Origin of the sequence: Streptomyces sp. NPDC096013, assembly GCF_044763565.1 — a bacterium.
GTDB lineage: Bacteria > Actinomycetota > Actinomycetes > Streptomycetales > Streptomycetaceae > Streptomyces.
Genome location: NZ_JBIWGK010000011.1, coordinates 307,732 through 331,867 on the forward strand (window position 1 = coordinate 307,732; position 24,136 = coordinate 331,867).

General features: G+C 70.9%; 22 protein-coding genes. 13 read left to right on the forward strand and 9 right to left on the reverse strand.

Features of this window, described 5'->3' with window-relative positions; translation table 11 throughout:
• Positions 1-4 precede the first annotated feature (4 nt).
• The 4 genes from cseB to ACIRB1_RS32895 form a co-directional block, all read right to left on the reverse strand.
• Positions 5-712: a two-component system response regulator CseB gene (gene cseB, locus ACIRB1_RS32880; RefSeq protein WP_352184062.1), complete on the reverse strand. Its 708-nt coding sequence runs from the start codon at positions 710-712 to the stop codon at positions 5-7.
• Between the two features lie 145 nt (positions 713-857).
• Positions 858-1,547, reverse strand: a complete 690-nt coding sequence (locus tag ACIRB1_RS32885) for a hypothetical protein (RefSeq protein ID WP_403467938.1) — start codon at positions 1,545-1,547, stop codon at positions 858-860.
• On the reverse strand, positions 1,535-2,074 hold the full coding sequence (locus ACIRB1_RS32890) for a SigE family RNA polymerase sigma factor (protein WP_019064956.1): 540 nt from the start codon (positions 2,072-2,074) through the stop codon (positions 1,535-1,537). The genes ACIRB1_RS32885 and ACIRB1_RS32890 overlap by 13 nt, the downstream gene beginning before the upstream one ends.
• A 300-nt stretch (positions 2,075-2,374) precedes the next feature.
• Positions 2,375-3,313 carry an A/G-specific adenine glycosylase gene (locus ACIRB1_RS32895; protein ID WP_352184063.1) on the reverse strand — a complete coding sequence of 313 codons (939 nt, stop codon included), beginning with the start codon at positions 3,311-3,313 and terminating at the stop codon, positions 2,375-2,377.
• A 238-nt stretch (positions 3,314-3,551) separates the two neighbouring features.
• Here ACIRB1_RS32895 and ACIRB1_RS32900 point away from each other — a divergent pair, with 238 nt between their 5' ends.
• The gene (locus tag ACIRB1_RS32900; protein WP_403467939.1) at positions 3,552-4,400 is read left to right on the forward strand and encodes a hypothetical protein; all 849 of its coding nucleotides are present in this window, start codon (positions 3,552-3,554) and stop codon (positions 4,398-4,400) included.
• A gap of 76 nt (positions 4,401-4,476) precedes the next feature.
• Here the strand turns inward: ACIRB1_RS32900 and disA are convergent, their stop codons facing one another.
• Positions 4,477-5,535: a DNA integrity scanning diadenylate cyclase DisA gene (gene disA, locus ACIRB1_RS32905; protein ID WP_352184095.1), complete on the reverse strand. Its 1,059-nt coding sequence runs from the start codon at positions 5,533-5,535 to the stop codon at positions 4,477-4,479.
• Between the two features lie 137 nt (positions 5,536-5,672).
• Entirely contained in the window at positions 5,673-7,082 is a 1,410-nt protein-coding gene (gene radA, locus ACIRB1_RS32910; RefSeq protein WP_352184065.1) for a DNA repair protein RadA, read from the reverse strand.
• Between the two features lie 198 nt (positions 7,083-7,280).
• Here radA and ACIRB1_RS32915 point away from each other — a divergent pair, with 198 nt between their 5' ends.
• Positions 7,281-8,960: a hypothetical protein gene (locus ACIRB1_RS32915; RefSeq protein ID WP_403467940.1), complete on the forward strand. Its 1,680-nt coding sequence runs from the start codon at positions 7,281-7,283 to the stop codon at positions 8,958-8,960.
• 3 nt (positions 8,961-8,963) lie between these two features.
• Here the strand turns inward: ACIRB1_RS32915 and ACIRB1_RS32920 are convergent, their stop codons facing one another.
• On the reverse strand, positions 8,964-9,821 hold the full coding sequence (locus ACIRB1_RS32920) for a hypothetical protein (RefSeq protein ID WP_403467941.1): 858 nt from the start codon (positions 9,819-9,821) through the stop codon (positions 8,964-8,966).
• Between the two features lie 83 nt (positions 9,822-9,904).
• On the opposite strand from ACIRB1_RS32920, the gene ACIRB1_RS32925 reads away from it, so the two are divergent.
• The 4 genes from ACIRB1_RS32925 (at position 9,905) to ilvD (ending at position 14,730) form a co-directional block, all read left to right on the forward strand.
• A complete protein-coding gene (locus ACIRB1_RS32925) occupies positions 9,905-10,837 on the forward strand; it encodes a Ppx/GppA family phosphatase (RefSeq protein WP_403467942.1) in 933 nt (310 codons plus the stop codon).
• A 457-nt stretch (positions 10,838-11,294) separates the two neighbouring features.
• Positions 11,295-12,119, forward strand: coding sequence for a sugar phosphate isomerase/epimerase (locus tag ACIRB1_RS32930; RefSeq protein ID WP_352184069.1), 825 nt, complete (start codon positions 11,295-11,297; stop codon positions 12,117-12,119).
• A complete protein-coding gene (locus ACIRB1_RS32935) occupies positions 12,116-12,721 on the forward strand; it encodes a TetR family transcriptional regulator (protein ID WP_352184070.1) in 606 nt (201 codons plus the stop codon). Before ACIRB1_RS32930 ends, ACIRB1_RS32935 begins: the two co-directional genes overlap by 4 nt.
• A 155-nt stretch (positions 12,722-12,876) precedes the next feature.
• Entirely contained in the window at positions 12,877-14,730 is a 1,854-nt protein-coding gene (ilvD, locus tag ACIRB1_RS32940; protein WP_352184071.1) for a dihydroxy-acid dehydratase, read from the forward strand.
• 76 nt (positions 14,731-14,806) lie between these two features.
• Here ilvD and ACIRB1_RS32945 read toward each other — a convergent pair whose 3' ends face one another.
• Entirely contained in the window at positions 14,807-16,891 is a 2,085-nt protein-coding gene (locus tag ACIRB1_RS32945) for a serine/threonine-protein kinase (protein WP_403467943.1), read from the reverse strand.
• A gap of 182 nt (positions 16,892-17,073) precedes the next feature.
• Between ACIRB1_RS32945 and ACIRB1_RS32950 the strand changes: the two genes are divergently transcribed.
• The 7 genes from ACIRB1_RS32950 to proC all read left to right on the forward strand — a co-directional run bounded on the left by ACIRB1_RS32950 (position 17,074) and on the right by proC (position 22,420).
• A complete protein-coding gene (locus tag ACIRB1_RS32950; RefSeq protein WP_403467944.1) occupies positions 17,074-17,385 on the forward strand; it encodes an SH3 domain-containing protein in 312 nt (103 codons plus the stop codon).
• Between the two features lie 28 nt (positions 17,386-17,413).
• On the forward strand, positions 17,414-17,761 hold the full coding sequence (locus ACIRB1_RS32955) for a hypothetical protein (protein ID WP_403467945.1): 348 nt from the start codon (positions 17,414-17,416) through the stop codon (positions 17,759-17,761).
• 46 nt (positions 17,762-17,807) lie between these two features.
• On the forward strand, positions 17,808-18,323 hold the full coding sequence (locus tag ACIRB1_RS32960; protein WP_403467946.1) for an EamA/RhaT family transporter: 516 nt from the start codon (positions 17,808-17,810) through the stop codon (positions 18,321-18,323).
• A gap of 464 nt (positions 18,324-18,787) precedes the next feature.
• Positions 18,788-19,570, forward strand: a complete 783-nt coding sequence (locus tag ACIRB1_RS32965) for a class I SAM-dependent methyltransferase (RefSeq protein WP_352184076.1) — start codon at positions 18,788-18,790, stop codon at positions 19,568-19,570.
• Positions 19,571-19,877: 307 nt separating this feature from the next.
• Positions 19,878-20,744: an ABC transporter ATP-binding protein gene (locus tag ACIRB1_RS32970; protein WP_403467947.1), complete on the forward strand. Its 867-nt coding sequence runs from the start codon at positions 19,878-19,880 to the stop codon at positions 20,742-20,744.
• Positions 20,741-21,544 (forward strand): ABC transporter permease, encoded by an 804-nt coding sequence (locus ACIRB1_RS32975; protein ID WP_352184078.1) that lies wholly within the window; start codon positions 20,741-20,743, stop codon positions 21,542-21,544. Before ACIRB1_RS32970 ends, ACIRB1_RS32975 begins: the two co-directional genes overlap by 4 nt.
• Positions 21,545-21,610: 66 nt before the next feature.
• Positions 21,611-22,420: a pyrroline-5-carboxylate reductase gene (gene proC / locus ACIRB1_RS32980; RefSeq protein ID WP_352184079.1), complete on the forward strand. Its 810-nt coding sequence runs from the start codon at positions 21,611-21,613 to the stop codon at positions 22,418-22,420.
• A gap of 44 nt (positions 22,421-22,464) precedes the next feature.
• Here the strand turns inward: proC and trpS are convergent, their stop codons facing one another.
• On the reverse strand, positions 22,465-23,460 hold the full coding sequence (trpS, locus tag ACIRB1_RS32985; protein ID WP_403467948.1) for a tryptophan--tRNA ligase: 996 nt from the start codon (positions 23,458-23,460) through the stop codon (positions 22,465-22,467).
• Between the last annotated feature and the right edge of the window lie 676 nt (positions 23,461-24,136).

Here is a 24,136-nt window from a genome sequence, read left to right on the forward strand (position 1 = left end):
CTGCTCAGGCCTTCAACTTGTAGCCGAAACCGCGGACCGTCTCGATCCGGTCCTGGCCGATCTTCGTCCGCAGCCGCTGCACATGGACGTCCACGACCCGGGTGTCACCGCCCCAGCCGTAGTCCCACACCCGCTCCAGGAGCTTGTCCCGGGACAGCACCGTGCCCGGCGCCGAGGAGAACTCCAGCAGCAGCCGCATCTCGGTCGGGGTCAGCGCCACCGGCTGCCCGGCCCTGCGCACCTCCATGCCCTCGGTGTCGATCTCCAGGTCCCCGAAGGTCAGCACCCCACCGGCGACCGGCGCCGCGTCGGCGTCCGCCGTACGGTCGCCGCCGCTCGCGTGGCCGAAGCGGCGCAGCACCGCGCGGATGCGGGCGACCAGGACGGCGCCGTCGAAGGGCTTGGTGACGTAGTCGTCGGCGCCCGCCTCCAGGCCGAGCACCACGTCGATGGAGTCGGCGCGCGCCGACAGCATGATCACCGGAACCGTCGACTCGTCCCGGATACGGCGGCACAGGCTCACGCCGTCCAGGCCCGGGACCATCACGTCGAGCAGCGCGATGTCGGGGCGGTCGGCCCGGAACGCCTCCAGGCCCGACAGCCCGTCGGGCATCGCGGTCACCACGAAACCGTCCCGCTCCAGGGCGAGTTGGGTGGCCTCGCGGATGACGTCGTCGTCCTCGACGAACAGGACGTGGGTCTGGTCTGCCATCCCGGTGCTCTCAGTCCTCGTATGGGTCGTTCTCAGGCAGGGGACGCCCGAAGAGGCGTCCACGTTCACCGAAGGATCGGATCGGGGGGCCCGATCGGTTCAGTCGCGACCGGTCCGGCTCCGACGGCGGTCGGTTCCGGTCGGGTCAGTTCTTGCTGGGGGCGGGGGAGGCGTTGCCCCCGACCGCGTTGCTGTACTCGTTGTGCGTGCTGTACTCCTGCACGAAGCGGCCCGAGGTCCAGCGGTATGTGATCACGTTCTCACCGGACGGACTCGACACCGGGTCGCCCTTCTCGTACACCTGCTTGGTGACGACGAGATCGCCGCGGTCTATCTCCGCGTAGACCGGGGGTTCCTCGGCCTTGAACACATTCTCGTACGTCCCACCGGTCTGCCGGTACACGTACGAGCCGATTCCCACCGCATCGCCGCAGGTCATCACATTGACGACGACGTCGTTCGCGGTGCCGGCGGTCAGCACGCCGTACGACACGTCGACCGCGTACTCGTCGGCGACACACGGCTTCAGCTCGTGCTTGACCGCGGCCGAGACCTTCGGGTCGTCCATGACGAGCTTGACCGCGTCCACATGGTCGTCGGCGGTCGCGGACGGTGAGGGCGTCGCCGCCTGCGCGACCCCCGCCACCGAGTCGGAGTGCGCCGGGCCCTCGTCCCGCGCGCCGGTGCCGCCCGTGGCGCAGCCGGACACCAGAAGGGCGAGGGCGGCGAGCACGACCATCGCCGTGAACGCGGTCTCCAGGCTGCCGCGCACCCGCCCGGGCCCGGGGCCGTGGCTCGGGCCGGGCGCAAGGGTGTCGTCGCTCAGGCCGCGCAACGCTCCCGCTCCTCACGCTCCAGCGCGCGTGCGTCCAGGTCGCGGGCCTCCAGCTCCTCCCGGAGCCGGGCGAGCGCCCGGTGCAGCGTGCTCTTGACCGTACCGGCCGACATGCCCAGGGCGGCGGCCGTCTCTTCGGTGGACATTTGCTCCCAGTGTCGCAGGACGACCACACTGCGCTGCTTCGGAGCGAGAACTTTCATGATGTCCATAAGAAGCGCCCGGTCCGCGTGCTGTTCGGTCGCGTCGTCGACGCTCGCGTCCGGCAGCTGCTCGGTGGGGACCTCCTCCAGCTTGCGGGCCCGCCACCACTCGGTCCGCGTGTTGATCATGACCCGGCGCAGGTAGGCGTCCGCGAGGCGCTTGTCCTCGATGGTCTCCCAGCGGCCGTACGTCCGTACCAGCGCCGTCTGGAGCAGGTCCTGGGCGTCGACCGGGTCCGGCACCAGCCGGCGGGCGCTGCGCAGCAGCGCGTCCTGTCGGGTGCGGACGTACTCCTCGAATTCGAGCACCTCGCCCTGCGCCATGATCAACCGCCTCCATCCCCGTTTCCGACCCGCCTGCTGCCGGTTGTCCTCTGCTGCTGTCCCGCCGGTCTGCGGCACACAAAGGAAGCTACGGAGCGGTTGTCACGGCACTGTGCGGAGCAGCCTGCGGAGAGCGCTCGGCTGTCCGTCGGTTGTGTAACGGAAGTAGGTCCGGGGTAAGGGGGCGGGTCATTTGGCGTTGGTATGTGGTGATTTGGGGCCCGCGAGAGTGTGACGAGAGCTGGGTGTGGGCTGTGATGTTCCCCGGGGTGGGACGCGGGCCTGTGAAGTGACCGTGTGTCAGGCGCGGGCCGCGGGCAGCCGGTAGAAGCCGTCCGGGAGGGGTTCCACCAGGCCGTCCGAGACCAGACCGTCCAGTGCCCTGGCCCGCTGCACCGGCTCGTGCCACACCCGGTCGAGCGCCGACTGCGGCACGGGGGTGTCGGCCGCCGCCTCGCGGAGTACGGCGAGGAGCTTGCCGCGGACCTGGCGGTCCGTGCCGGCGTAAGTCTGGCCGCGGCGGGCAGGACCGTCGTGCTCCGGCTTGCCCGCGAGGTTCCAGGCGCACTGGGCGGAGATCGGGCAGCGGTGGCAGGTCTCGTTCTTCGCCGTGCAGACGAGTGCGCCGAGTTCCATGGAGGCGGCGGCCCAGCGGGCGGCGGTCGGCTCGTCCGGGGGGAGCAGGGCGCGGGCGAGCTTGCGTTCGGCGGCGGTGGTGGCGTTCGGGGGGTACTGGACGCCGGTGACCGCGCGCGCGAAGACACGGCGGACGTTGGTGTCGAGGACGGCGTGACGCTGGCCGTAGGCGAAGGACGCGACGGCGGCGGCCGTGTACTCGCCGATGCCGGGGAGCGCGAGGAGCTGTGCGTGGTCGGTGGGGACGTCGCCGCCGTGCCGTTCCGTTATGGCGGTGGCGGCGCCGTGCAGCCGCAGGGCGCGGCGCGGGTAGCCGAGCCGGCCCCAGGCGCGGACGGCCTCGCCGGGCGCGTCCTTGGCGAGGTCGGCGGGGCGCGGCCAGCGGGCGAGCCACTGCTCGTAGACCGGGAGGACACGGCTGACCGGGGTCTGCTGGAGCATGAACTCGCTGACCATCACGCCCCAGGGGCCGGCGTCGGGGCGCCGCCAGGGGAGGTCGCGGGCGTTCTCCTCGAACCAGTCGATGACCGGGGCGTGGAGGGGGGCTCCCTGGGCGGGGTCGTCGGAGGGGCTGCTGTGCGGGGGTTTCGTGGGCGCAGTCATGGCCTACCGATCCTGCCACGGCCGTGAGGGGTTGTGGTGCTTTGCCCGCGGGGGCGGCGGTACGGCGATCAGCCGCGCGGCGTACCCCCGCGAGGCCGCCCGCGCGCCGGCGATCGCGTCCGCGTGGTCCATCCCGGCCTGTTCCAGGCGGGGTTGCCGGGATGATGATCCGGAAAAGTTGGGGCTGGGGCGGCGGGTGGGGCGAGGTAACTCCCTGATCTCTCGTACAGTTTGCGGCGTGGGATCTCTGCGCAATCCGGTCGGGCCGCTTCCCTCCTCCATCTATTGGCGACGGAGGGTCCTCATGGTGTCCGTGGTCGCCCTGTTGGCACTGCTGATCACCTGGATCGTCACCTCGGGTGGCGGGGGCGGCAAGAACGGTGCGGACGGGGGCAAGAACGGCAAGACGCCCGCTCCCACGATCACCGCCGGTCCGTCGGGATCGGGTCCCGCGATCAGCCAACACCCGGGCGGGCGCGACGAGTCGAGCGGTGGAGGCTCCGGCGGCGGCAGCGGGGACGGGTCGGGTTCCGGGGGTTCCGGGGGGTCCGGAGGCGGGTCGAGTGCCGGGTCGGGCGACGGCGGCGGCAGCGGTTCCGGTGGCTCCAGTGGGTCCGGCGGATCTGGTGGGTCGTCAACTGGCGGCAGCAGTACGGGTACCACGGTTCCAGCCGACTCGACGCTGCCCAACTGCACCGGCGGCGCCGTGAAGTTGGGTCTGCGGAGCCTGCACAATTCGTACTCGCCCGATCAGACCCCGACCTTCGTGCTGACCGCCACGAACTCCTCCGGCAGTGACTGCAAGGTCGATCTCGGGCCCAAGAGCGCGGTGTTGACGATCACGGAGGCGGGCGGCGCCGCCGACTTCTGGTCCTCGGCCGACTGCCCGAAGAACTCCGGGAGCGTGTTCTACCGCGTGTCCGCCGGGAGCAGTGTCACGTACACCCTGAAGTGGGACCGCAAGCCGAGTGCCCCCGAGTGCGCGACCCCGCCCGCCGGTTCGGCCGGCGCCGGGACCTATCTGGTGGAGGCGGCGGCCTCCGGCTTCGCCAAGGCGCAGACCTCGTTCGTCCTGGCCAGCGACTAGGGGCAGTTGAGCCGGACGATCGGCGGCGGCCGGGTCGGACCTCGCGGCGAGCCGGTCGGACGTAGCTGCGGTCGGGTCAGACGTAGCGTTCGAGGATCGAGGACTCCGCCAGGCGGGAGAGGCCCTCCCGGACACTGCGTGCCCGCGCCTCGCCCACGCCGTCGACCGTCTGAAGGTCGTCGACGCTTGCCGCCAGGAGCTTCTGCAGCCCGCCGAAGTGCTCGACCAGGCGGTCGATGATCGCGCCCGGGAGGCGCGGCACCTTGGCCAGCAGCCGGAAGCCCCGGGGGGAGACCGCCGAGTCGAGGGACTCGGGGGAGCCGGTGTAGCCCAACGCACGCGCCACGGTGGGCAGTTCGAGGAGTTCAGCGTGGGAGAGGGCATCGAGTTCGGCGAGCGCCTCGTCCACCGTGCGGGATCGTTTGGCCGTGGGCTCGGGGACGTAGTCGCGTACGACGAGCTCGCGCTCCGGCTCCACGCCCGCGATCAACTCCTCCAGCTGGAGGGCGAGCAGGCGGCCGTCGGTGCCCAACTCCACTACGTACTCGGCGATTTCGGTGGCGATCAGCCGGACCATCTCCAGCCGCTGGACCACCGCGGAGACGTCCCGGACCGTCACCAGGTCCTCGATCTCCAGCGCCGACAACGTTCCCGCCACCTCGTCCAGGCGGAGTTTGTAGCGCTCCAGCGTCGCCAGGGCCTGGTTGGCGCGGGACAGGATCGCCGCCGAGTCCTCCAGGACGCGTCGCTGGCCGTCCACGTAGAGGGCGATCAGGCGCATCGACTGGGAGACCGAGACCACCGGGAAGGCGACCTGCTTGCTGACGCGGTCCGCCGTGCGGTGGCGGGTGCCCGTCTCCTCGGTGGGGATGTCCGGGTCGGGGACCAGCTGGACGCCCGCCCGGAGGATCTTGGAGAGGTCGGACGACACCACGATGCCACCGTCGAGCTTGCACAGTTCGCGCAGGCGCGTGGCCGTGAACTCGACGTCCAGGATGAAACCGCCCGTGCACATCGCCTCGACGGTCTTGTCGGAACCGAGCACGATGAGGCCGCCCGTGTTGCCGCGGAGGATGCGCTCCAGGCCGTCGCGCAGCGCCGTGCCGGGGGCCACGGCGCTCAGTGAGGCGCGCATCAGGCCATCGCCGCCGGACTTTCCGGGAGCTGACGCCCGGTCGTTGGCTGCCACTGCACTCCTCCGGTCGCAGGTGTTTCCGGTGCTCCCGTTTCCGCGCGCTCTCTTCGTACGGACGGGCGAGACCAGGGCAAAGTCTACCGGCGGTCCTCGTCGTCCCGTGGGGCCTCTCGCTTACGGGAGCGCGGAAGGACCCGGAGAGCGTCTCCTATGTCGGCCACTTCGATGACCTTCATGCCCGCCGGGATCTTGCCCGGGTCGCTCGGGACGAGGGCGTGGGTGAAGCCCAGACGGTGTGCTTCGGAGAGCCTGCGCTGGACGCCCGTGACCCGTCTGACCTCGCCCGCGAGGCCCACTTCGCCGATCGCCACCAGGTTCTTGGGAAGAGGGGTGTCGCTCGCCGCGGAGGCCAGGGCGAGCGCGATGGCGAGATCCGCCGCCGGCTCGGAGAGCTTCACCCCGCCCACCGTCGCCGAGTAGATGTCCCGCTTGCCCAGGGCGCTGATCCTGCCGCGCTGCTCCAGGACCGCGAGCATCATCGAGACGCGGGAGGTCTCCAGGCCCGAGGTGGTGCGCCGGGGAGAGGGGATCTGGGAGTCGACCGTGAGCGCCTGGACCTCGGCGACCAGGGGGCGGCGGCCCTCCAGGGTGACCGTCAGACAGGTGCCGGGGACCGGCTCCGCGCGACGGGTCAGGAACAGGCCGCTGGGGTCGGCCAGGCCGGTGATGCCCTCGTCGTGCAGCTCGAAGCAGCCGACCTCGTCGGTCGTGCCGTAGCGGTTCTTGACGCCCCGCACGAGACGCAGGCGGGCGTGGCGGTCGCCCTCGAAGGAAAGGACCACGTCCACCAGGTGCTCCAGGAGGCGGGGTCCCGCGATCGCGCCGTCCTTGGTGACGTGGCCCACCAGGAGGGTGGACATGCCGCGCTCCTTGGAGGCGCGGATCAGCGCGCCGGCCACCTCGCGGACCTGGGCCATGCCTCCGGGTGCGCCGTCGATCTCCGGGGAGGCCACCGTCTGCACGGAGTCCAGGATCAGCAGGGAGGGCTTCACCGCGTCCAAGTGGCCCAGGACCATGGCCAGATCGGTCTCGGCGGCTAGATACAGGTGGTCGTCGATCGCCTTGATGCGGTCGGCGCGCAGCCGGACCTGGCTGGCCGACTCCTCACCGGTGACATAGAGCGTGCGGTGCTCCTCGCTCGCCGACTTCGCGGCCACGTCCAGGAGGAGGGTCGACTTTCCCACGCCCGGTTCGCCCGCGACGAGGACGACCGCTCCGGGGACCAGGCCGCCGCCGAGGACGCGGTCCAGCTCGGGCACACCGGTCGAGCGGGCGGTGGCCGTGCGGCCGTCGACCTGGCCGATCGGGACCGCGGAGGTGGTGACACGGCCGGGGGCGGTGGTCCGGACCGCGGGCGCGCCGTACTCCTCGACGGTACCCCAGGCCTGGCACTCGGAGCAGCGGCCGAGCCACTTCGCCGTCTGCCAGCCGCACTCGGTGCAGCGGTAGGACGGTCGGTCCTTGGTGGTCTTCGTACGGGCAGCCATGCGTGAACCGTAACCGCCGCCACTGACAACGCGGTCGGCGGTCGGACCGCGCTCCCTCGGTATCCGGCCACCGCCCGTCGGGAACGAGTCAGGGAGGTCAGGGTGCCCGTCCCCTTTTGAGGGATCGTTTCACCCGTACGGATTAAAAGTGCTCAAGGGGGCGGAAGGGGGCATCACCTGCCGCCTACGGTCGCACGGGTGATGAGCAGCAGTCCGGAGACCTCGACCCGCACCACCGGCGCACACCGGGCGCATCGGGAGGCGCGTGACCGCGGGGCGGCGCGCACGCTGGCGCAGCGCCCGCCCGCTCGCTACGAACCGTATCTGGACGGCCTGTTCACCTACTGCCTGTCCGTGCTCTGCGACCACGACACGGCGACCGCCGCCCTGGGGGACGTACTGGCGCTCGCCGAACGCCGGAGCGCACGCGCCCCGGAGACCGCCGGCGACCGCCGCGCCTGGCTCTACGCGCTGGCCCGCTGGGCCTGTCTGCGCAAGCTCGCCGAGGCCAAGCAGAAACGTCAGGGCACGCACGCGGCCGGGCGCACCGAGGCGGAGGAACCGCCCCTCTCCGAGGAAGCGAAGGAGCAGCGGCGCCGTGAACTCGCCCTGCTCGCCTGGCCGGAGGCCGCGGGGACCACCCCGGAGCAGCGCGAGGCACTCGAACTCGCCGTGCGCCACCGGCTCGCCGCCCACGAGGTCGCCGCCGTCCTGGGCATGGACCCGGCCGGGGCACGGGAGTTGCTGGCGTCCGCGGCCTGCGAGGTGGAACGCACGCGTGCCGCCCTGGCCGTCGTGGAGACCGGGAGCTGCCCGAGCGTCGCCCGCCTCACCGGCGACCACCAGCTCGTGCTGAGCAGCGCCCTGCGCCGCGAGCTGGTCCGGCACGTCGACGACTGCCCGCACTGCCGCCGCACCGCCGAACGCGCGGTCCCCGGCACCTGGCCCGGCGCCAGTGTCACGCCCGCCGAACTGCCCGTCCTGGAGGCACCCCGCGCGGCCCTGCATGTCGCCATGGCGCACCTCCCGCGCGCGCGGGGAGCCGCCGCACCGCGCTTCGACCGGCGCGGTTTCCCGATGGACCCGAAGGACCGCGCCGCCCGGCGGGACCGTCTGCGCGCGCGTGCCGTCACGACGACCGTCGTCGCCACCGTGATCGCGGCCCCGGTCCTCGCCCTGTGGGCCGCCTACCGGGGCACCCCGACCGGCGAGGGCGTCGACGGCAGGCCCGCCACCGCGAGCGAACAGCACGGCCCCGGCGGCCTGGAGGGCGAGGTCGCGAGCGGCGGCTACGAGAACACCGGCAACGACACCACCGGCCCCCGCCCCGGCAAGGGCGGCAAGAACGACGTCTCCGTGGAGGTCGTCAGCGTCACCGGCGCCGGCAAGAAGGGCGCGGGCCACCTCGCCGTCTCGGCCGCCAACAGCGGTGACACCACGCTGATCACCCTCACCGCCTCCGGCCCGGCCCCGGTCCGCTGGTCCGTGACCACCCCGGCACCCTGGCTCTACTTCAGCCAGTCCTCGGGAACCCTCGCCCCGGGCGACTCGTTGACGATCAAGGTGTACGTCGACCATCTGCGCGAGCCCTCCGGCCACTGGTCCGCGCGCGTGGCCGTCTCCCCGGCGGGCGCCGTCGTCTCGATCGACGGCTACGGCAGCGCGCCCACCCCGACCGGCCCCACGGACCCCGGCGGCCCGCCCTCGTCCAGTCCGGACCCGACGCCCACGAGCAGCGCGCCCACCGACCCCACCCCGAGCGACCCGCCGACCTCCGCCCCCCCGACCCCGACGCCCACGGACTCGTCCCCCGCCGACCCGGGCGGCTCGACACCACCGCCCGGCGACGGCGACGACCCGAGCCCGGGTTCGTCGTAGCGGCTAGTGGACCGGGTCCGCCGGGTGCGGTGCCAGCAGCGGGAGCTGGGACGCCAGGCGCTCCTCGCACAGCTCGACCAGCCGGTGGTAGCCCGCCTTGCCCATCAGCTCGGTCAGCTCCGGGCCGTAGGACACGTAGACCGGGTCGCCCGCGCCGTGCGCCGAGGTCGCCGACGTGCACCACCAGTGCAAGTCATGGCCGCCGGGACCCCACCCCCTGCGGTCGTACTCGCCGATCGACACCTGGAGGATGCGCGTGTCGTCCGGCCGGTCGATCCACTCGTAGGTCCGCCGCACCGGCAGCTGCCAGCAGACGTCCGGCTTGGTCTCCAGCGGCTCACGGCCCTCCTTGAGGGCCAGGATGTGCAGCGAGCAGCCCGCGCCGCCGGCGAAACCGGGGCGGTTCTGGAAGATGCACGAGCCCTGGAAGGGGCGTGTCTGGCGGTCGCCGTCCTCGTCCTCGGAGATCCAGCCGTTCTCCACGCCCTCGTCGTGGTGCTGCCAGATGTCGGGCGTGAGCCTCGCCACATGCCCGGCGACCCGTTTCTCGTCGTCCTTGTCGGAGAAGTGCGCGCCCAGGGTGCAGCACCCGTCGTCCGCGCGGCCCGCCTGGATGCCCTGGCAGCCGCTTCCGAAGATGCAGTTCCAGCGAGAGGTCAGCCATGTCAGATCGCAGCGGAACAGCTGTTCCTCGTCCGCCGGATCGGGGAACTCCACCCATGCGCGCGCGAAGTCGAGCCCCTTCTCGTCCGCTTTCAGGGCCTTCTTCGACAGCTTCGGGGGCTTGGCCGACGTCACCGGCGAAAAGTCGCCGGGTGATTTGGCCGCCTTGTCGGTCTTCGCCTTTTTCGTCTTTGGCACGGGTCCAGGGTAAGTCGCCCGGGACGACCCCAGACACCGCTCCGGGGGCCGAGATAGGTGCAGGTGGCAGTAGCGTTCCGTACATGAGACTCGGTGTCCTCGACGTGGGATCGAACACGGTGCATCTGCTGGTGGTGGACGCACACCCGGGTGCGCGCCCGCTGCCCGCGCACTCGCACAAGGTGGAACTGCGCCTTGCCCAACTCCTCGACGAGGACGGCGCGATCGGCCCCGAAGGGGTCGACAAACTCGCCGGCGTCGTCCAGGAGGCGTTGCAGGCCGCCGAGGACAAGGGCGTCGAGGAACTCCTCCCGTTCGCCACCTCCGCCGTCCGCGAGGCCAGCAACGCCGACGACGTCCTCGCGCGCGTGCAGACCGAGACCGGCGTCGAACTCCAGGTCCTCACCGGCGCCGAGGAGGCCCGTCTCACCTTCCTCGCCGCCCGCCGCTGGTTCGGCTGGTCCGCCGGCAAGCTCCTCGTCCTCGACATCGGCGGCGGCTCCCTGGAGATCGCCTACGGCATCGACGAGGAACCCGACGCGGCAGCCTCCCTGCCCCTGGGCGCGGGCCGCCTCACCGCCGCCTGGCTCCCCGGCGACCCGCCGGAACCGGACGCGATAAGGGCCCTGCGCCGCCATGTGCGCGCCCAGATCGCCCGCACGGTGGGGGAGTTCAGCCGTTTCGGCGCCCCCGACCACGTCGTCGCCACGTCGAAGACCTTCAAGCAGCTCGCCCGCCTGGCCGGCGCCGCCCGCTCCGCCGACGGCCTCTACGTCCAGCGCGAGCTGAAGCGCGGCTCCCTGGAGTCGTGGGTCCCGCGCCTGGCCGGCATGACCACCGCCCAGCGCGCCCTCCTCCCCGGCGTCTCCGAGGGCCGCGCCGAACAGCTCATCGCGGGCGCGATGGTGGCCGAGGGGGCGATGGACCTGTTCGGCGTCGAGACGCTGGAGGTCTGTCCCTGGGCGCTGCGCGAGGGCGTGATCCTGCGGCGGCTTGATCAGATGCAGTCGGCGTAGGGGCGTAGGGGCATGGGGACACAGGGGGCATCGGGGCGGGGGAGCACGGCTGCGGGGCGCGCGTGAGGTGCCGTTCGTGACGTACACGCGTGTGCCCGCTTTTCGTGACGTACGCACGCGTGCCTGTTGTCCGTCCCGTACGCACGCGTGCCTGTTGTCCGTCCCGTACGCACGCGTGCCTGTTGTCCGTCCCGTACGCACGCGTGCCCGCACGGAACGCCCGCCCCGCCCCGCCGTACTGAACGCCGGACCGTAGGCCACGCGCGCGTACTGAGCGCCGGACGCTGGGCCCATGCGCGCGTACTGAACGCCGGCCCGGTACGTGACGTATCAGACCCGCATGAAGGATCGCCACAAAGCGGCCGCTCGCCGGACTTGGCCGGTTGCCGTCTCCCGCACAGCGCGCGCACAGCGACCGGCTCCCCCGCGCAAAGCACCGCCCCGTAGTCTGTCCCCCGTGGCAGAACCAGTCGTGCGCATCCCGGATGCGAAGGTCGCGCTGTCCACGGCGTCCGTGTATCCGGAGTCGACGGCGACGGCCTTCGAGATCGCCGCACGCCTCGGCTACGACGGCGTCGAGGTCATGGTGTGGACCGACCCGGTCAGCCAGGACATCGAGGCGCTGCGCAGACTCAGCGACTACCACCAGGTCCCGATCCTCGCCGTGCACGCGCCCTGCCTGCTCATCACGCAGCGGGTGTGGTCCACCGACCCGTGGATCAAGCTCCAGCGCGCCCAGGTGGCCGCGGAGAAGCTCGGCGCGAGCACGGTCGTGGTGCATCCGCCGTTCCGCTGGCAGCGCCAGTACGCGCGCGATTTCGTCAGCGGGATCTGGCGGATGGCGGACGAGACGGATGTGCGGTTCGCCGTGGAGAACATGTACCCGTGGCGCTACCGCGACCGCGAGATGCTCGCCTACGCCCCCGACTGGGACGTGACGAACGAGGACTACCGGCACTTCACGATCGACCTCAGCCACACCGCGACCGCCCGCACCGACGCGACCGAGATGATCGGGCGCATGGGCGACCGGCTCGGCCATGTCCATCTCGCCGACGGCAACGGCTCCAACAAGGACGAGCATCTCGTCCCCGGCCGCGGCACCCAGCCCTGCGCCGAGCTGCTGGAGCGGCTCGCGACGACCGGCTTCGACGGCCACGTCGTCATCGAGGTCAACACCCGGCGCGCGATGTCCAGCGCCGAACGCGAGGCCGACCTCGCGGAGGCGCTCGCCTTCACGCGGCTGCATCTGGCCTCGGCCGTGAAGGTGCCCCGGCGGTGACCGACGCCACCGCCAGGCGCCGGGGCCGGCCCCCTCGTACGGAGTCCGCCGACACCCGCGACCGCATCCTGACCGCGGCCCGCGAGGAGTTCTCCGAGCGGGGCTACGAGAAGACCTCGGTGCGCGGTATCGCGAAGGCGGCCGGGGTCGATCCGGCGCTCGTGCACCACTACTTCGGTACGAAGGAGCAGGTTTTCGAGGCGTCGATCGCGGTCGCCTTCGCCCCGGCGACGAACGCGCCGGAGGCGGTCGCCGAGGGCCCGCTGGACGGTGTCGGCGAGCGGTTGACCCGCTTCATCTTCGGCGTCTGGGAGAACCCGGCCACCCGTAAGCCCCTGCTCGCGGTCGTCCGCTCCGCCGTCAACAACGAGGCCGCCGCGGCCGTCTTCCGCCGGCTCGTGGTCTCCCAGGTGCTGGGCCGGGTCGCCGCCCAGCTGGACCTCCCGGACGCGGAGCTGCGCGCCGAACTGGCGGCCGCGCAGCTGGTGGGTACGGCGATGCTGCGGTACGTGATCAAGGTGGAACCGCTGGCGTCGGTGGACGTGGAGCTGATCATCGCGCGGGTGGCGCCGGTGGTGCAGGGGCATTTGACGGGGCCGTGAGGCCACCCCGGCGGGATGGCGAGGCTGTCCTCGGGGGACCCTGAGACGGCCCTCTCCGCGAGACAGGCATCCCGCGATACGGACACCGTGTCCGCCCCCTGGATGACCGGCGTACGCTCAATAGCAGCCCTATCTGCCTGAAGGAGCGAGCGACGATGCCCGAGCTGAGGTCCCGCACAGTCACCCACGGCCGCAACATGGCGGGCGCACGCGCCCTTATGCGCGCCTCCGGTGTACCCGGTGCGGACATCGGCCGGAAGCCGATCATCGCGGTGGCGAACAGCTTCACGGAGTTCGTGCCCGGCCACACCCACCTACAGCCCGTCGGCCGGATCGTCAGCGAGGCGATCACCGCCGCCGGCGGCATCCCGCGCGAGTTCAACACCATCGCGGTGGACGACGGCATCGCGATGGGCCACGGCGGCATGCTCTACAGCCTGCCCTCACGCGACCTGATCGCCGACTCGGTCGAGTACATGGTCGAGGCGCACTGCGCCGACGCCCTGATCTGCATCTCCAACTGCGACAAGATCACCCCGGGCATGCTGAACGCCGCCCTGCGGCTGAACATCCCGACGGTCTTCGTCTCCGGCGGCCCGATGGAGTCCGGCCGTGCCACGCTCGTCGACGGAACGGTCCGCACCCTGGACCTCGTCGACGCGATCTCGGACGCGGTGAACGACAAGATCTCGGACGAGGACATCCTCCGTATCGAGGAGAACGCCTGTCCGACCTGCGGCTCCTGTTCCGGCATGTTCACCGCCAACTCGATGAACTGCCTGACGGAGGCGATCGGCCTCTCCCTCCCCGGCAACGGCTCGGTCCTCGCGACCCACACGGCCCGCAAGGGCCTGTACCAGGACGCGGCCCGCACGATCATGGACATCACCCGCCGCTACTACGAGCAGGACGACGAGACGGTCCTGCCGCGCAACGTCGCCACCTTCGCGGCCTTCGAGAACGCGATGGCCCTCGACATCGCGATGGGCGGCTCCACCAACACGATCCTGCACCTCCTCGCCGCGGCCCAGGAGGCGGAGGTCCCCTTCGGCCTCGACGAGATCAACGCCGTCTCGCGCCGCGTCCCGTGCCTCGCGAAGGTCGCCCCGAACGTCGCGAAGAACCGCACGTACTACATGGAGGACGTCCACCGCGCGGGCGGAATCCCGGCCCTGCTGGGCGAGTTGCACCGCGCGGGCCTGCTGAACGAGGACGTCCACTCCGTCCACAGCCCGTCCCTGGCGGACTGGCTGAAGACGTGGGACGTGCGCGGCGGCTCCCCGTCCCCGGAAGCCGTGGAACTGTGGCACGCGGCACCCGGCTGTGTCCGCTCGGCCGAGGCCTTCTCCCAGTCGGAACGCTGGGAGGCGCTGGACGAGGACGCGGTCGAGGGCTGCATCCGCTCCGCCGAGCACGCGTACTCCAAGGACGGCGGCCTCGCGGTCCTCAAGGGCAACCTCGCCGTCGACGGCTGCGTCGTGAAGACGGCCGGCGTCGACGAGTCCATCTGGACCTTCGAGGGCCCGGCGGTCGTCTGCGAGTCGCAGGAAGAAGCGGTCGAGAAGATCCTCAACAAGCAGGTGACGCACGGCGATGTCGTCGTCATCCGCTACGAGGGCCCCAAGGGCGGCCCCGGCATGCAGGAGATGCTCTACCCGACGTCCTTCCTCAAGGGCCGCGGCCTCGGCAAGACCTGCGCCCTCATCACCGACGGCCGCTTCTCCGGCGGCACTTCGGGCCTCTCCATCGGCCACGCGTCCCCCGAGGCGGCCTCCGGCGGCACGATCGCCCTCGTCGAGAACGGCGACCGCATCCGCATCGACATCCCGAACCGCTCGATCGAACTCCTCGTCGACGACGCGGAGCTGGCCCGCCGCGAAGCCGCCCTGGACGGCCGCTACGCCCCGAAGCACCGCGAGCGCAAGGTGTCCGCGGCCCTGCGGGCCTACGCGGCGATGGCCACCAGCGCGGACCGCGGCGCGGTCCGAGACGTCAGCAAACTGGGCTGACGTCCTTAAGGCTCATCAAGGCGAAGGGCCGTCCCCTCCACGAGGACGGCCCTTCGCCTTGCCTGCCCTACGACTGCTACCAGGCCCCCGGAGTACGGGAGTCGACGGCGAAGACGGTGCCGTCGGGGGCGGCGGCGTAGACGTGGGTGTTGGCCAGGACGGGTTCGGGCAGCGTGGCGACCACCTGCCCGGAGTCCGCGCCGAGCCGGGCGGCCGTCTGCCCGACGAGTCGCCCGGTGCCGGCGTCGACCGCGAGGAGGCGTCCGTCCGGGGCGGTGACGTACACGTGCCGTCCGTCGGCGACCGGCACGGAACCGCGGCTCACCGACGTCTCGAGATGCCACGACCGCTTGTGGGTGTCCGCGTCGATGGCTTCCAGCGAACCGCCGGTGGCGAGCACGTACACGACGTTCCCGCGCACGGTGGCCACCGCGTCCTGACGCGGGACGGGCAGCGCCACCCGGTTCGACGTCTTGGTCCCGGGGGCGTAGCGGAGGATGGCTGTCGTGTTGCCGGTGCCCCAGTCGGTGGACAGGAAGAACACCGATCCGCCGTGGACGCCGACCGGCTCCAGCATCCCCTGCAACCGCGCCTTCCACCGCACGTCACCCGTGTCCGGGTCGATCGCGGTGGCCTGCGTGGTCGACCCGTCGTCGGACACCCTCGTCGCGTAGGCAAGCGGACTCCCGGCGAGCGACACGAAGGAGGAGACGCCGGGAAGCGGCCGACTCCACTTCGTCTTGCCCGACGCGGCGTCCATGCCTGTGACCGTGCCGTCCGCGTGAGTGAGCAGGACCATGCCGCCGACGTAGCGCACGGACTCGCTCCCGGGCACGTCCCGCTGCCAGACCCTCGCGCCCGAGGACGGATCGAGCGCTTCGAGACGCCGGCCCGCGCCGATGCTCGGATGCACGAGCCCACCGGCGACGACCGGTGCGCCGTCGGGTCTCTGCTCGGCGACGGAATGCCGCCACAGCAGGGTGCCGTCGGTCGGTGCGAGAGCGTAGACGACGCCCGGCTGCGCACACAGCAACTCGTCCGCACCGTAAGAGCATTGGGGCACACCCCCGGCCTTGGCCGCAGGCTTCACGGTCCAGGGCTTGAACAGGGCCGGGTAGGTCTTCGCGCGGGTGCTCTTCGGGGAGGAGTCCGCTTCTCCGGCCAGCTGAACCGACGCGAGGACACCGCAGGCGACCAGCACCGCGGCAACGGCCGAGAGGATCGTCAACCGGCGCCGCCGGGGCCTGCGTTCGGGCACCTCCACCGCGTCGGGCTGCGGGGCCGGTGAACCACCCGTCCGCTGTTCCGGTATGAACGCCTGCGTGTCGTAGGAGGCCGCCACGGACCGCAGTTCCCGCATCAACTCGTCCGGCGTGGGCCGGTCTTCGGGTTCCTTGGCGAGGCAACGCAGCACGAGGGGGGCCAGGTTGTCCGGCACCCCGGTCAAGTCGGGCTCGTCGTGCACGACTTGGTACGCCACGACGTACGGACTGTCCGAGTCGAACGGCCCCCGCCCGGTCGCGGCGTGCACCATCACCGACCCGAGGGCGAAGATGTCCGCGGCGGGCCCGACCTCCCTCGGCCGCCGGAACTGTTCGGGCGCCATGAACGGCGGTGTCCCGATCAACTTGCCGGTCTCGGTGCGCAGTTCGCTGTCCTTTGGCCGGGAAATGCCGAAGTCGATGACCTTCGGCCCGTCCTCGGCGAGCAGCACATTGCTCGGCTTGAGATCTCTGTGTACGACGCCGACCCGATGGATGTCGCGGAGCGCCTCGGCGAGCCCGGCCATCAGCTGGCGCAACTGGGCCGGTGCCATGGGCCCGTTCCGCTTCACATGCTCGGACAGGGTGGAGCCGGGGATGAACAGCGTCGCCATCCAAGGCCGTTGTGCCTCGGGATCGGCATCGACCACCGGCGCGGTGAAGGCCCCGCTCACCCGCCGCGCGGCAGCCACCTCCTGCCGGAACCGTCCCCTGAACTCAGGGTCTTGGGCGTACTCCGCGTGGACGACCTTCACGGCGAGCTTCATCCCCGAGGTGCTCTGCGCCAGATGCACCACGCCCATACCGCCAGAGCCCAGGCAGGACTCCAGGCGGTAGTGACCGGCGTACTCGGGAAGTTCCGCTTCCGCGCCCGCTCCGGTGTTGCGCTGTGGCGCCATGGAACCACCCCCGTGCTGTTCGTTCGCGCGCGCGACGCACGGAGCCTAGTCGATGACCCGCACGGGACAGAGGAGGCTTGCTAGCCTCCGCGTGCGAGTTGCGTACATGTGTTTCATGGCGTGATTTAGGGGAATCAACGGGACCCCATGGCAGTCATGGGGTGCAACGGGGGAGGATTTTCATGTCTGTTGACCGTGTCCAGGAGACGCAGAGCAGCGAGACCGAGGCCATCGCGACGGCAGCCGCTGTGCACTACTACACGACCGCCGACGTCCGCCTCAACGTCCGCAGCGGCCCGGGGACGAACTACAGCATCGTCGGCTCGCTGCCCGGGGGGTCGAGCGTCCCGATCTACTGCCAGACGCCGGGCACGACCGTCACCGGCACCTACGGCACGTCGAACATCTGGGACAACATCAGCAGCGGCGAGTACGTCTCGGACGCCTATGTGCAAACCGGCAGCGACGGCTACGTGACCTCCCGCTGCTCCTGATCCCACGTCTCCGACCCGAAGGACACGCATGTCATCCCGCAGACGTAGATCCGTCTTACTCGCCGGCGCGGCCGGAGCTCTGCTCATGGTGATGGGCTCACCGGCTCAGGCCAACGCGGCCGCGGCGGTCACGTACTACTCGACCGCACCCGGCACCAGCATCAACGTCCGCAGCGGCCCCGGCACCGGCTACGCCATCGTCCGCGTCCTGGCCGCCGGCTCCAAGGTCCCCATCTACTGCCAGGCACCGGGCACGACCGTCACCGGCTACTACGGCACGTCGAGCATCTGGGACAACATCGACACCGGCGAGTACATCTCGGACGCCTACGTGAACACAGGCAGCGACGGCTACATCCGTCCGCGCTGCGCCTGAGCACCCAACGGGAGCCCGCCCCCACCCCCGGAGCCATAATCGTCCCGTGAACGACGAGACGACCGGCACCCAGGACACCCCCGCGGGCTCCCCAGGCGAAGGCACGGGCCCCCGCCCCGAGCCCCTCCGCTTCTACGGCACCACCTGGGTGAACCACGACAACGGCTACACCGCGCGCCGCATCGGAACGGCCGTCGGCTCCCTCGCCGCCGCGGCCGCCGCCTGCCTGGTCCTCCGCTTCGCGTACCAGGGCATCCAGATCGCGAACGTCGGCAGCTTCGTCACCCTCCTCATCATCGTGATGTTCGCGATCTGTAGCGCCCTCGCCTTCGGCCACACCTGGGAAACCTTCAAGAAGCGCCCCGACCCCGACCGCCAGGCCTCCCTCCGCGGCCTCCTGGCCATCGGCTTCGTCGGCTCCCTCCTCGCGTACTTCTTCCGCTCCCTCACCGAGGCCCCCGGCGAAAAACTCCACCGCCAGGAGTACGAAACGGCAGTGGCCCAACACGAAAAGCGCACGTCCCGCCGCACCCGCAACCCGTCGAAGAAGCGCCGCCCCTGACCCAAGGGCCGACAGCATTCGGCCGAGGGCTACGACCCGCCGGGCGCACCCCTCACCGAACCCACGAGAGCCGAACCCCCGCCAGGCCACGCCACGCCACACAACCCCGGCGATCGGCAGCAGCTTCGAACCCGCGAGGACCGATCACACGCCACGGCGCCTCACCCCCGGCGATCGGCAGCACCCTCCCGAAGCTGAGCGACGTCCGGCCACCCGGACCCCGCGACACCGAACACCCATGTCCTACGACGCACGGGTGCCCCCGCTCGACGTCAGCCAGGCGAACCCGGCCCAGTGCGACCGCCCCGGTACCCACGGCTCACGCACCCGAGCAACTCCGCCGAACCCCACACCTCTCTCACTGCCCCTCACCGCCCCACCCAACGGCACCCGCGCCCCACCCCACCCCCATCCCTCACCAAAAACCACCTGCACCCTGCACCCACCCCGGCAACCATGGCCGTATGACCACTTCCCCGAATCCCCCCTCACCGGCCGCCCGAGCCCACTCCTTCAACGCCGCCGCAGCCCAGTACGCCCAGAACCGCCCCTCCTACCCACCCGCCCTCTTCGACGCCATCGAGGAACTCGCGGACCGCCCCCTCACCGGCGCCCGAGTCGCGGACGTCGGCGCGGGCACCGGCATCGCGACAGCCCTGCTGCACGCCCGAGGCGCCGAAGTGGTCGCGGTCGAACCCGGCGAGGGCATGGCGGCCCAGTTCCGCCGCACCCTCCCCGACATCCCGATCGTCCGGGGCAACGGCAACGCCCTCCCCCTCACCACCCACTCCGTCGACTTCCTCACCTACGCCCAGGCCTGGCACTGGACCGACCCCGCCCGATCGGTCCCGGAAGCGCTCCGCGTCCTGCGCCCCGGCGGCGCACTCGCCCTGTGGTGGAACACCGGGGCCCTCGACGTCCCCTGGATCGCGGACCAGTCGGAACGCATCAGGCTCCACTTCGGCATCGACCGCGTCGTCGAGCAGAACGGCAGCGGCCTGCGCTCCGCCCTCGCCGACCCCACCGGCCGACTCGACTTCGCCCACCGCAAGGTCCGCTGGAGCCGCCGCGTCCCGATCGACACCCACCTCGCCAACATCGGCAGCCACTCGGCCTTCCTGGTCCACGACGAGGCCAGCGCGACCGCCTTCCTCAACGAGGAGCGCGCCCACCTGCTCACCACGTTCCCCGACGGAACAGTGGAGGAGACCTACGTCGTGGAACTCGTCGTCGCCCGCACGCCATGACCCCCTGACCCGCCGCCGGGCCGGTGTCGTGGCCGGGCCGGCGAATCAGTGGACGGTGCCACCACGGCCACCACGGCCACCACGGTCACCAGTGCCCCGGGGGCGCGGCGAACTGAAGTCCGTTATCAGCGACGCCAGTTGACCCCGCCCCCTTCCGCGCCACCACCCCGCACACACGGAAGCCCCCACACCGGCCCCCCTTTCGACCGCCCCCGCTTCCGACCGCCCCCTTCCGTTCGCACCCCACGCGCCCGCGTCCCCCTCACCCTGCTTGACGCCCCCACCCGCTGAGAGCATTATTCATCACATGATGAATTACCTCCCGGGCCCAACGGGCTCCCCCGACACGACACCCGGCACCCCACCCAGCACCGCACATGCCACCGCCACCACCTCCCCCCACCCAGACCCCGAACCCGCCGTCCGAGCCGAAGCCCTCACCGTCCTCCGCGGCCCCCGCACCGTCCTGCGCGCCCTCGACTTCACCGTCCCGCGCGGCCAGATCACCGGCCTGCTCGGACCCTCCGGCTGCGGCAAATCGACCCTGATGCGCTCGATCGTCGGTACCCAGGCCAAAGTCACCGGCACCTTGAACGTCCTCGGCCACCCCGCGGGCCACCCCACCCTCCGCACCCGCATCGGCTACGTCACCCAAGCCCCCTCCGTCTACGACGACTTGACGGTCCGGCAGAACCTCGACTACTTCGCCGCGATCCTCGACCCCGGCCGCGCCGCGGCCACCCGCCGCCACGACGACGTCACCCGCGTCATCACCGACGTCGACCTCACCACCCACGCCGACTCCCTCGCCGGCAACCTCTCCGGCGGCCAACGCAGCCGCGTCTCCCTGGCCGTGGCGCTCCTCGGCACCCCGGAACTCCTCGTCCTGGACGAACCCACCGTCGGCCTCGACCCCGTTCTCCGCCGCGACCTCTGGGCCCTCTTCCACGACATCGCCGCCTCCCGCGGCGCCACGCTCCTCATCTCCTCCCACGTCATGGACGAGGCCGAGCGCTGCCACCGCCTCCTGCTGATGCGCGAGGGCGAGATCCTCGCCGACGACACCCCGGACGCCCTCCGCGCCGGCACCGGCTCGGACACGGTCGAAGCCGCCTTCCTGCACCTGGTCGACGAGGCCGCAGCCACAGCCCGCCAGAAGGAGACGTCCCGATGACCACGACCCAGACCGCGACCGCGGCCCCGACCGCTACGACGACCCCCGCCCCCACCCGCGCCCTCAGCGCCTCCCGCACCACCGCCACCGCGGCCCGAGTCCTGCGCCAGCTCCGCCACGACCCCCGCACGATCGCGCTGCTGATCCTCATCCCGTGCGTGATGCTCTTCCTGCTGCGCTACGTCTTCGACGGCAACCCGCGCACCTTCGACAGCATCGGCGCCTCACTCCTCGGCATCTTCCCCCTCATCACGATGTTCCTGGTCACGTCCATCGCCACCCTGCGCGAACGTACCTCCGGCACCCTGGAGCGCCTCCTCGCCATGCCCCTCGGCAAGGGCGACCTGATCGCTGGCTACGCCCTCGCCTTCGGCATCCTCGCGATCATCCAGTCCGCCCTGGCCACCGGTCTCGCCGTCTGGGTCCTGGGCCTCGACGTCACCGGCAGCCCCTGGCTCCTCCTTCTGGTCGCTCTCCTCGACGCCCTGCTCGGCACCGCCCTCGGCCTCTTCGTCTCGGCCTTCGCCGCCTCCGAATTCCAGGCCGTCCAGTTCATGCCGGCGGTGATCTTCCCCCAGCTCCTCCTCTGCGGCCTCTTCACTCCCCGCTCCGAGATGCACCCCGCCCTGGAAGCCGTCTCCGACGTCCTCCCCATGTCGTACGCCGTCGACGGCATGAACGAGGTCCTCAAGCACACCGACATGACCGCCACCTTCGTCCGCGACGTACTGATCGTGGCCGGCTGCGCGCTGCTGGTGCTGTGCCTGGGCGCGGCCACACTGCGGAGGCGTACGGCATAGGCACCACGGTGTTCCGCCAGCCGGACAGCCGTCTCAAGGGCGCACCGCCGGTGCGAGGATGAACCCATGACCCAGAAAGTCGCAGTCCTCGGCACCGGCAAGATCGGTGAAGCCCTGCTCAGCGGAATGATCCGGGCGGGCTGGGCCCCGGCCGACCTGCTGGTCACCGCCCGCCGCCCCGAGCGCGCCGAAGAACTCCGTACCCGCCACGGAGTCACCCCGGTCACCAACCCGGAGGCCGCGAAGACCGCCGACACCCTGATCCTCACGGTCAAGCCGCAGGACATGGGCACCCTCCTCGACGAACTCGCCCCGCACCTCCCCGCCGACCGCCTGATCATCAGCGGCGCGGCGGGCATCCCCACCTCCTTCTTCGAGGAGCGCCTGGCCGCGGGCACCCCCGTCGTCCGGGTCATGACGAACACCCCCGCCCTCGTCGACGAGGCCATGTCCGTCATCTCCGCCGGCAGCCACGCCACCGAGGCCCATCTCGCGCACGCCGACGAGATCTTCGGCGCCGTAGGAAAGACGCTCCGCGTCCCCGAGTCCCAGCAGGACGCCTGCACCGCCCTCTCCGGCTCCGGCCCGGCCTACTTCTTCTACCTGGTCGAGGCCATGACGGACGCCGGCATCCTGCTCGGCCTGCCGCGCGACAAGGCCCACGACCTCATCGTCCAGTCCGCGATCGGCGCCGCCGTCATGCTCCGCGACAGCGGCGAGCACCCGGTGAAGCTCCGCGAGAACGTCACCTCGCCCGCCGGCACGACGATCAACGCCATCCGCGAACTCGAGAACCACGGCGTACGCGCCGCACTCATCGCCGCCCTGGAGGCCGCCCGCGACCGCAGCCGCGAACTGGCCTCCGGAAACAGCTGACCGGCTGACCGTCCGACCGGCCGACCGGTGAACCGCTCACGCGACTACGCAGGCAGAAGCCCGATGGCTCGATACGCGCTGTCGACCATCGGCTTCGCCATCTCTCTCGCCTTCTCCGCCCCGTCCCGCAAGACCCCTTCCACATAAGCGGGGTCCACGCACAACTCCTTGTGCCTCTCCTGCACGGGCCTGAGCAGCTCGACCACGGCCTCCGCCGTGTCCTTCTTCAGAGTCCCGTACGACTCGTACACACCGCTCAGGTCCTCGGGGTTCCCACCTCCGCAAGCGGCCAGGATCTCCAGCAGATTGGCCACCCCCGGCCGCGCCTCCCGGTCGTAGACGACCTCCGCCGCACTGTCGGTCACGGCCCGCATGACCTTCTTCCGTACGGCCTCGGGCTCGTCCAGCAGATAGACGATCCCCGGCCCGGAGTCGTCCGACTTCCCCATCTTCGACGTCGGCTCCTGAAGGTTCATCACCCGAGCCGCCACCCCGGGCCGGGTCGCCCGAGGCACGACGAACGTGTGCCCGTACCGCTGGTTGAACCGCACCGCCAGATCCCGCGCCAGCTCCACATGCTGCGTCTGGTCGTCCCCGACCGGCACCTCGTCCGTCCCGTACGCCAGGATGTCCGCCGCCATCAGCACGGGATACGTCAGCAACGACAGCCGCACACTCCCGCCCCGCTCCCGCTCGCGCGCGGCCTTCTCCTTGTACTGGATCATCCGCCGCATCTCACCGTCGGTCGCCACACACTCCATGACGTACGACAGCCGCGCGTGCTCGTCCACATGACTCTGTACGAACACGGTGCACAGCTTGGGATCCAGCCCCGCCGCCAGCAACAGCGTCGCCGCCTGCCTACTGAGCCTGCGCACCCGTGCCGGATCGTGGTCCACGGTCAGCGCGTGCAGATCGACCACGCAGAACAGCGCGTCGCTCTGCCGCTGATCCACGTCGACCCACCGCCGGATCGCGCCCAGGTAGTTCCCCAGCGTCAGGTGCCCGGTCGGCTTGATCCCACTGAAGACCCGTGTCATCTCTCCACCTCCTGGTCGAGACCGCCGCTCTCGGCCGGCCGACCCTCAGGAGGGAGAAACGCGAACGGCCGCCGAGGCGGCGGCCGTTGAGTACATACGTGTGTACGGCCGCCGTCAGGCGGCCCACCACTGCTGGGTGCACGTATGGGTAGTCACGTCACACAGGGTACGCCTCCGCACTGCTCTCCGGAGCGGAGTTGACACGCCCCCACCAGCTACGTAGTGTTCTCCGAGTTGTCCGACGTGAGCGCCGACTCCGGTCGGTCCCCGGACAGCCATTCCGCAAGTACCTACAGACAATCGACGATCCGTCGTCGCGTTGTATTGGCATGCGTATTTGCGAAATGAGGAATCCGCGTTCGAAAGGACGCACCGCCCCGATTCGCTCGGGACTCAGGAATCCGCTAAAGTCTCGCTCGTCGGAACGGCCCAACAGCCGCGAAGGCAACCCCCTCTGACTGGGAGTCAGGCCCGAAAGGATCTGATAGAGTCGGAACCGCCGGAAAGGGAAACGCGAAAGCGGAAACCTGGAAAGCACCGAGGAAATCGGAACCGGAAACGGTCTGATAGAGTCGGAAACCCAAGACCGAAGGGAAAAGCCCGGAGGAAAGCCCGAGAGGGTGAGTACAAAGGAAGCGTCCGTTCCTTGAGAACTCAACAGCGTGCCAAAAATCAA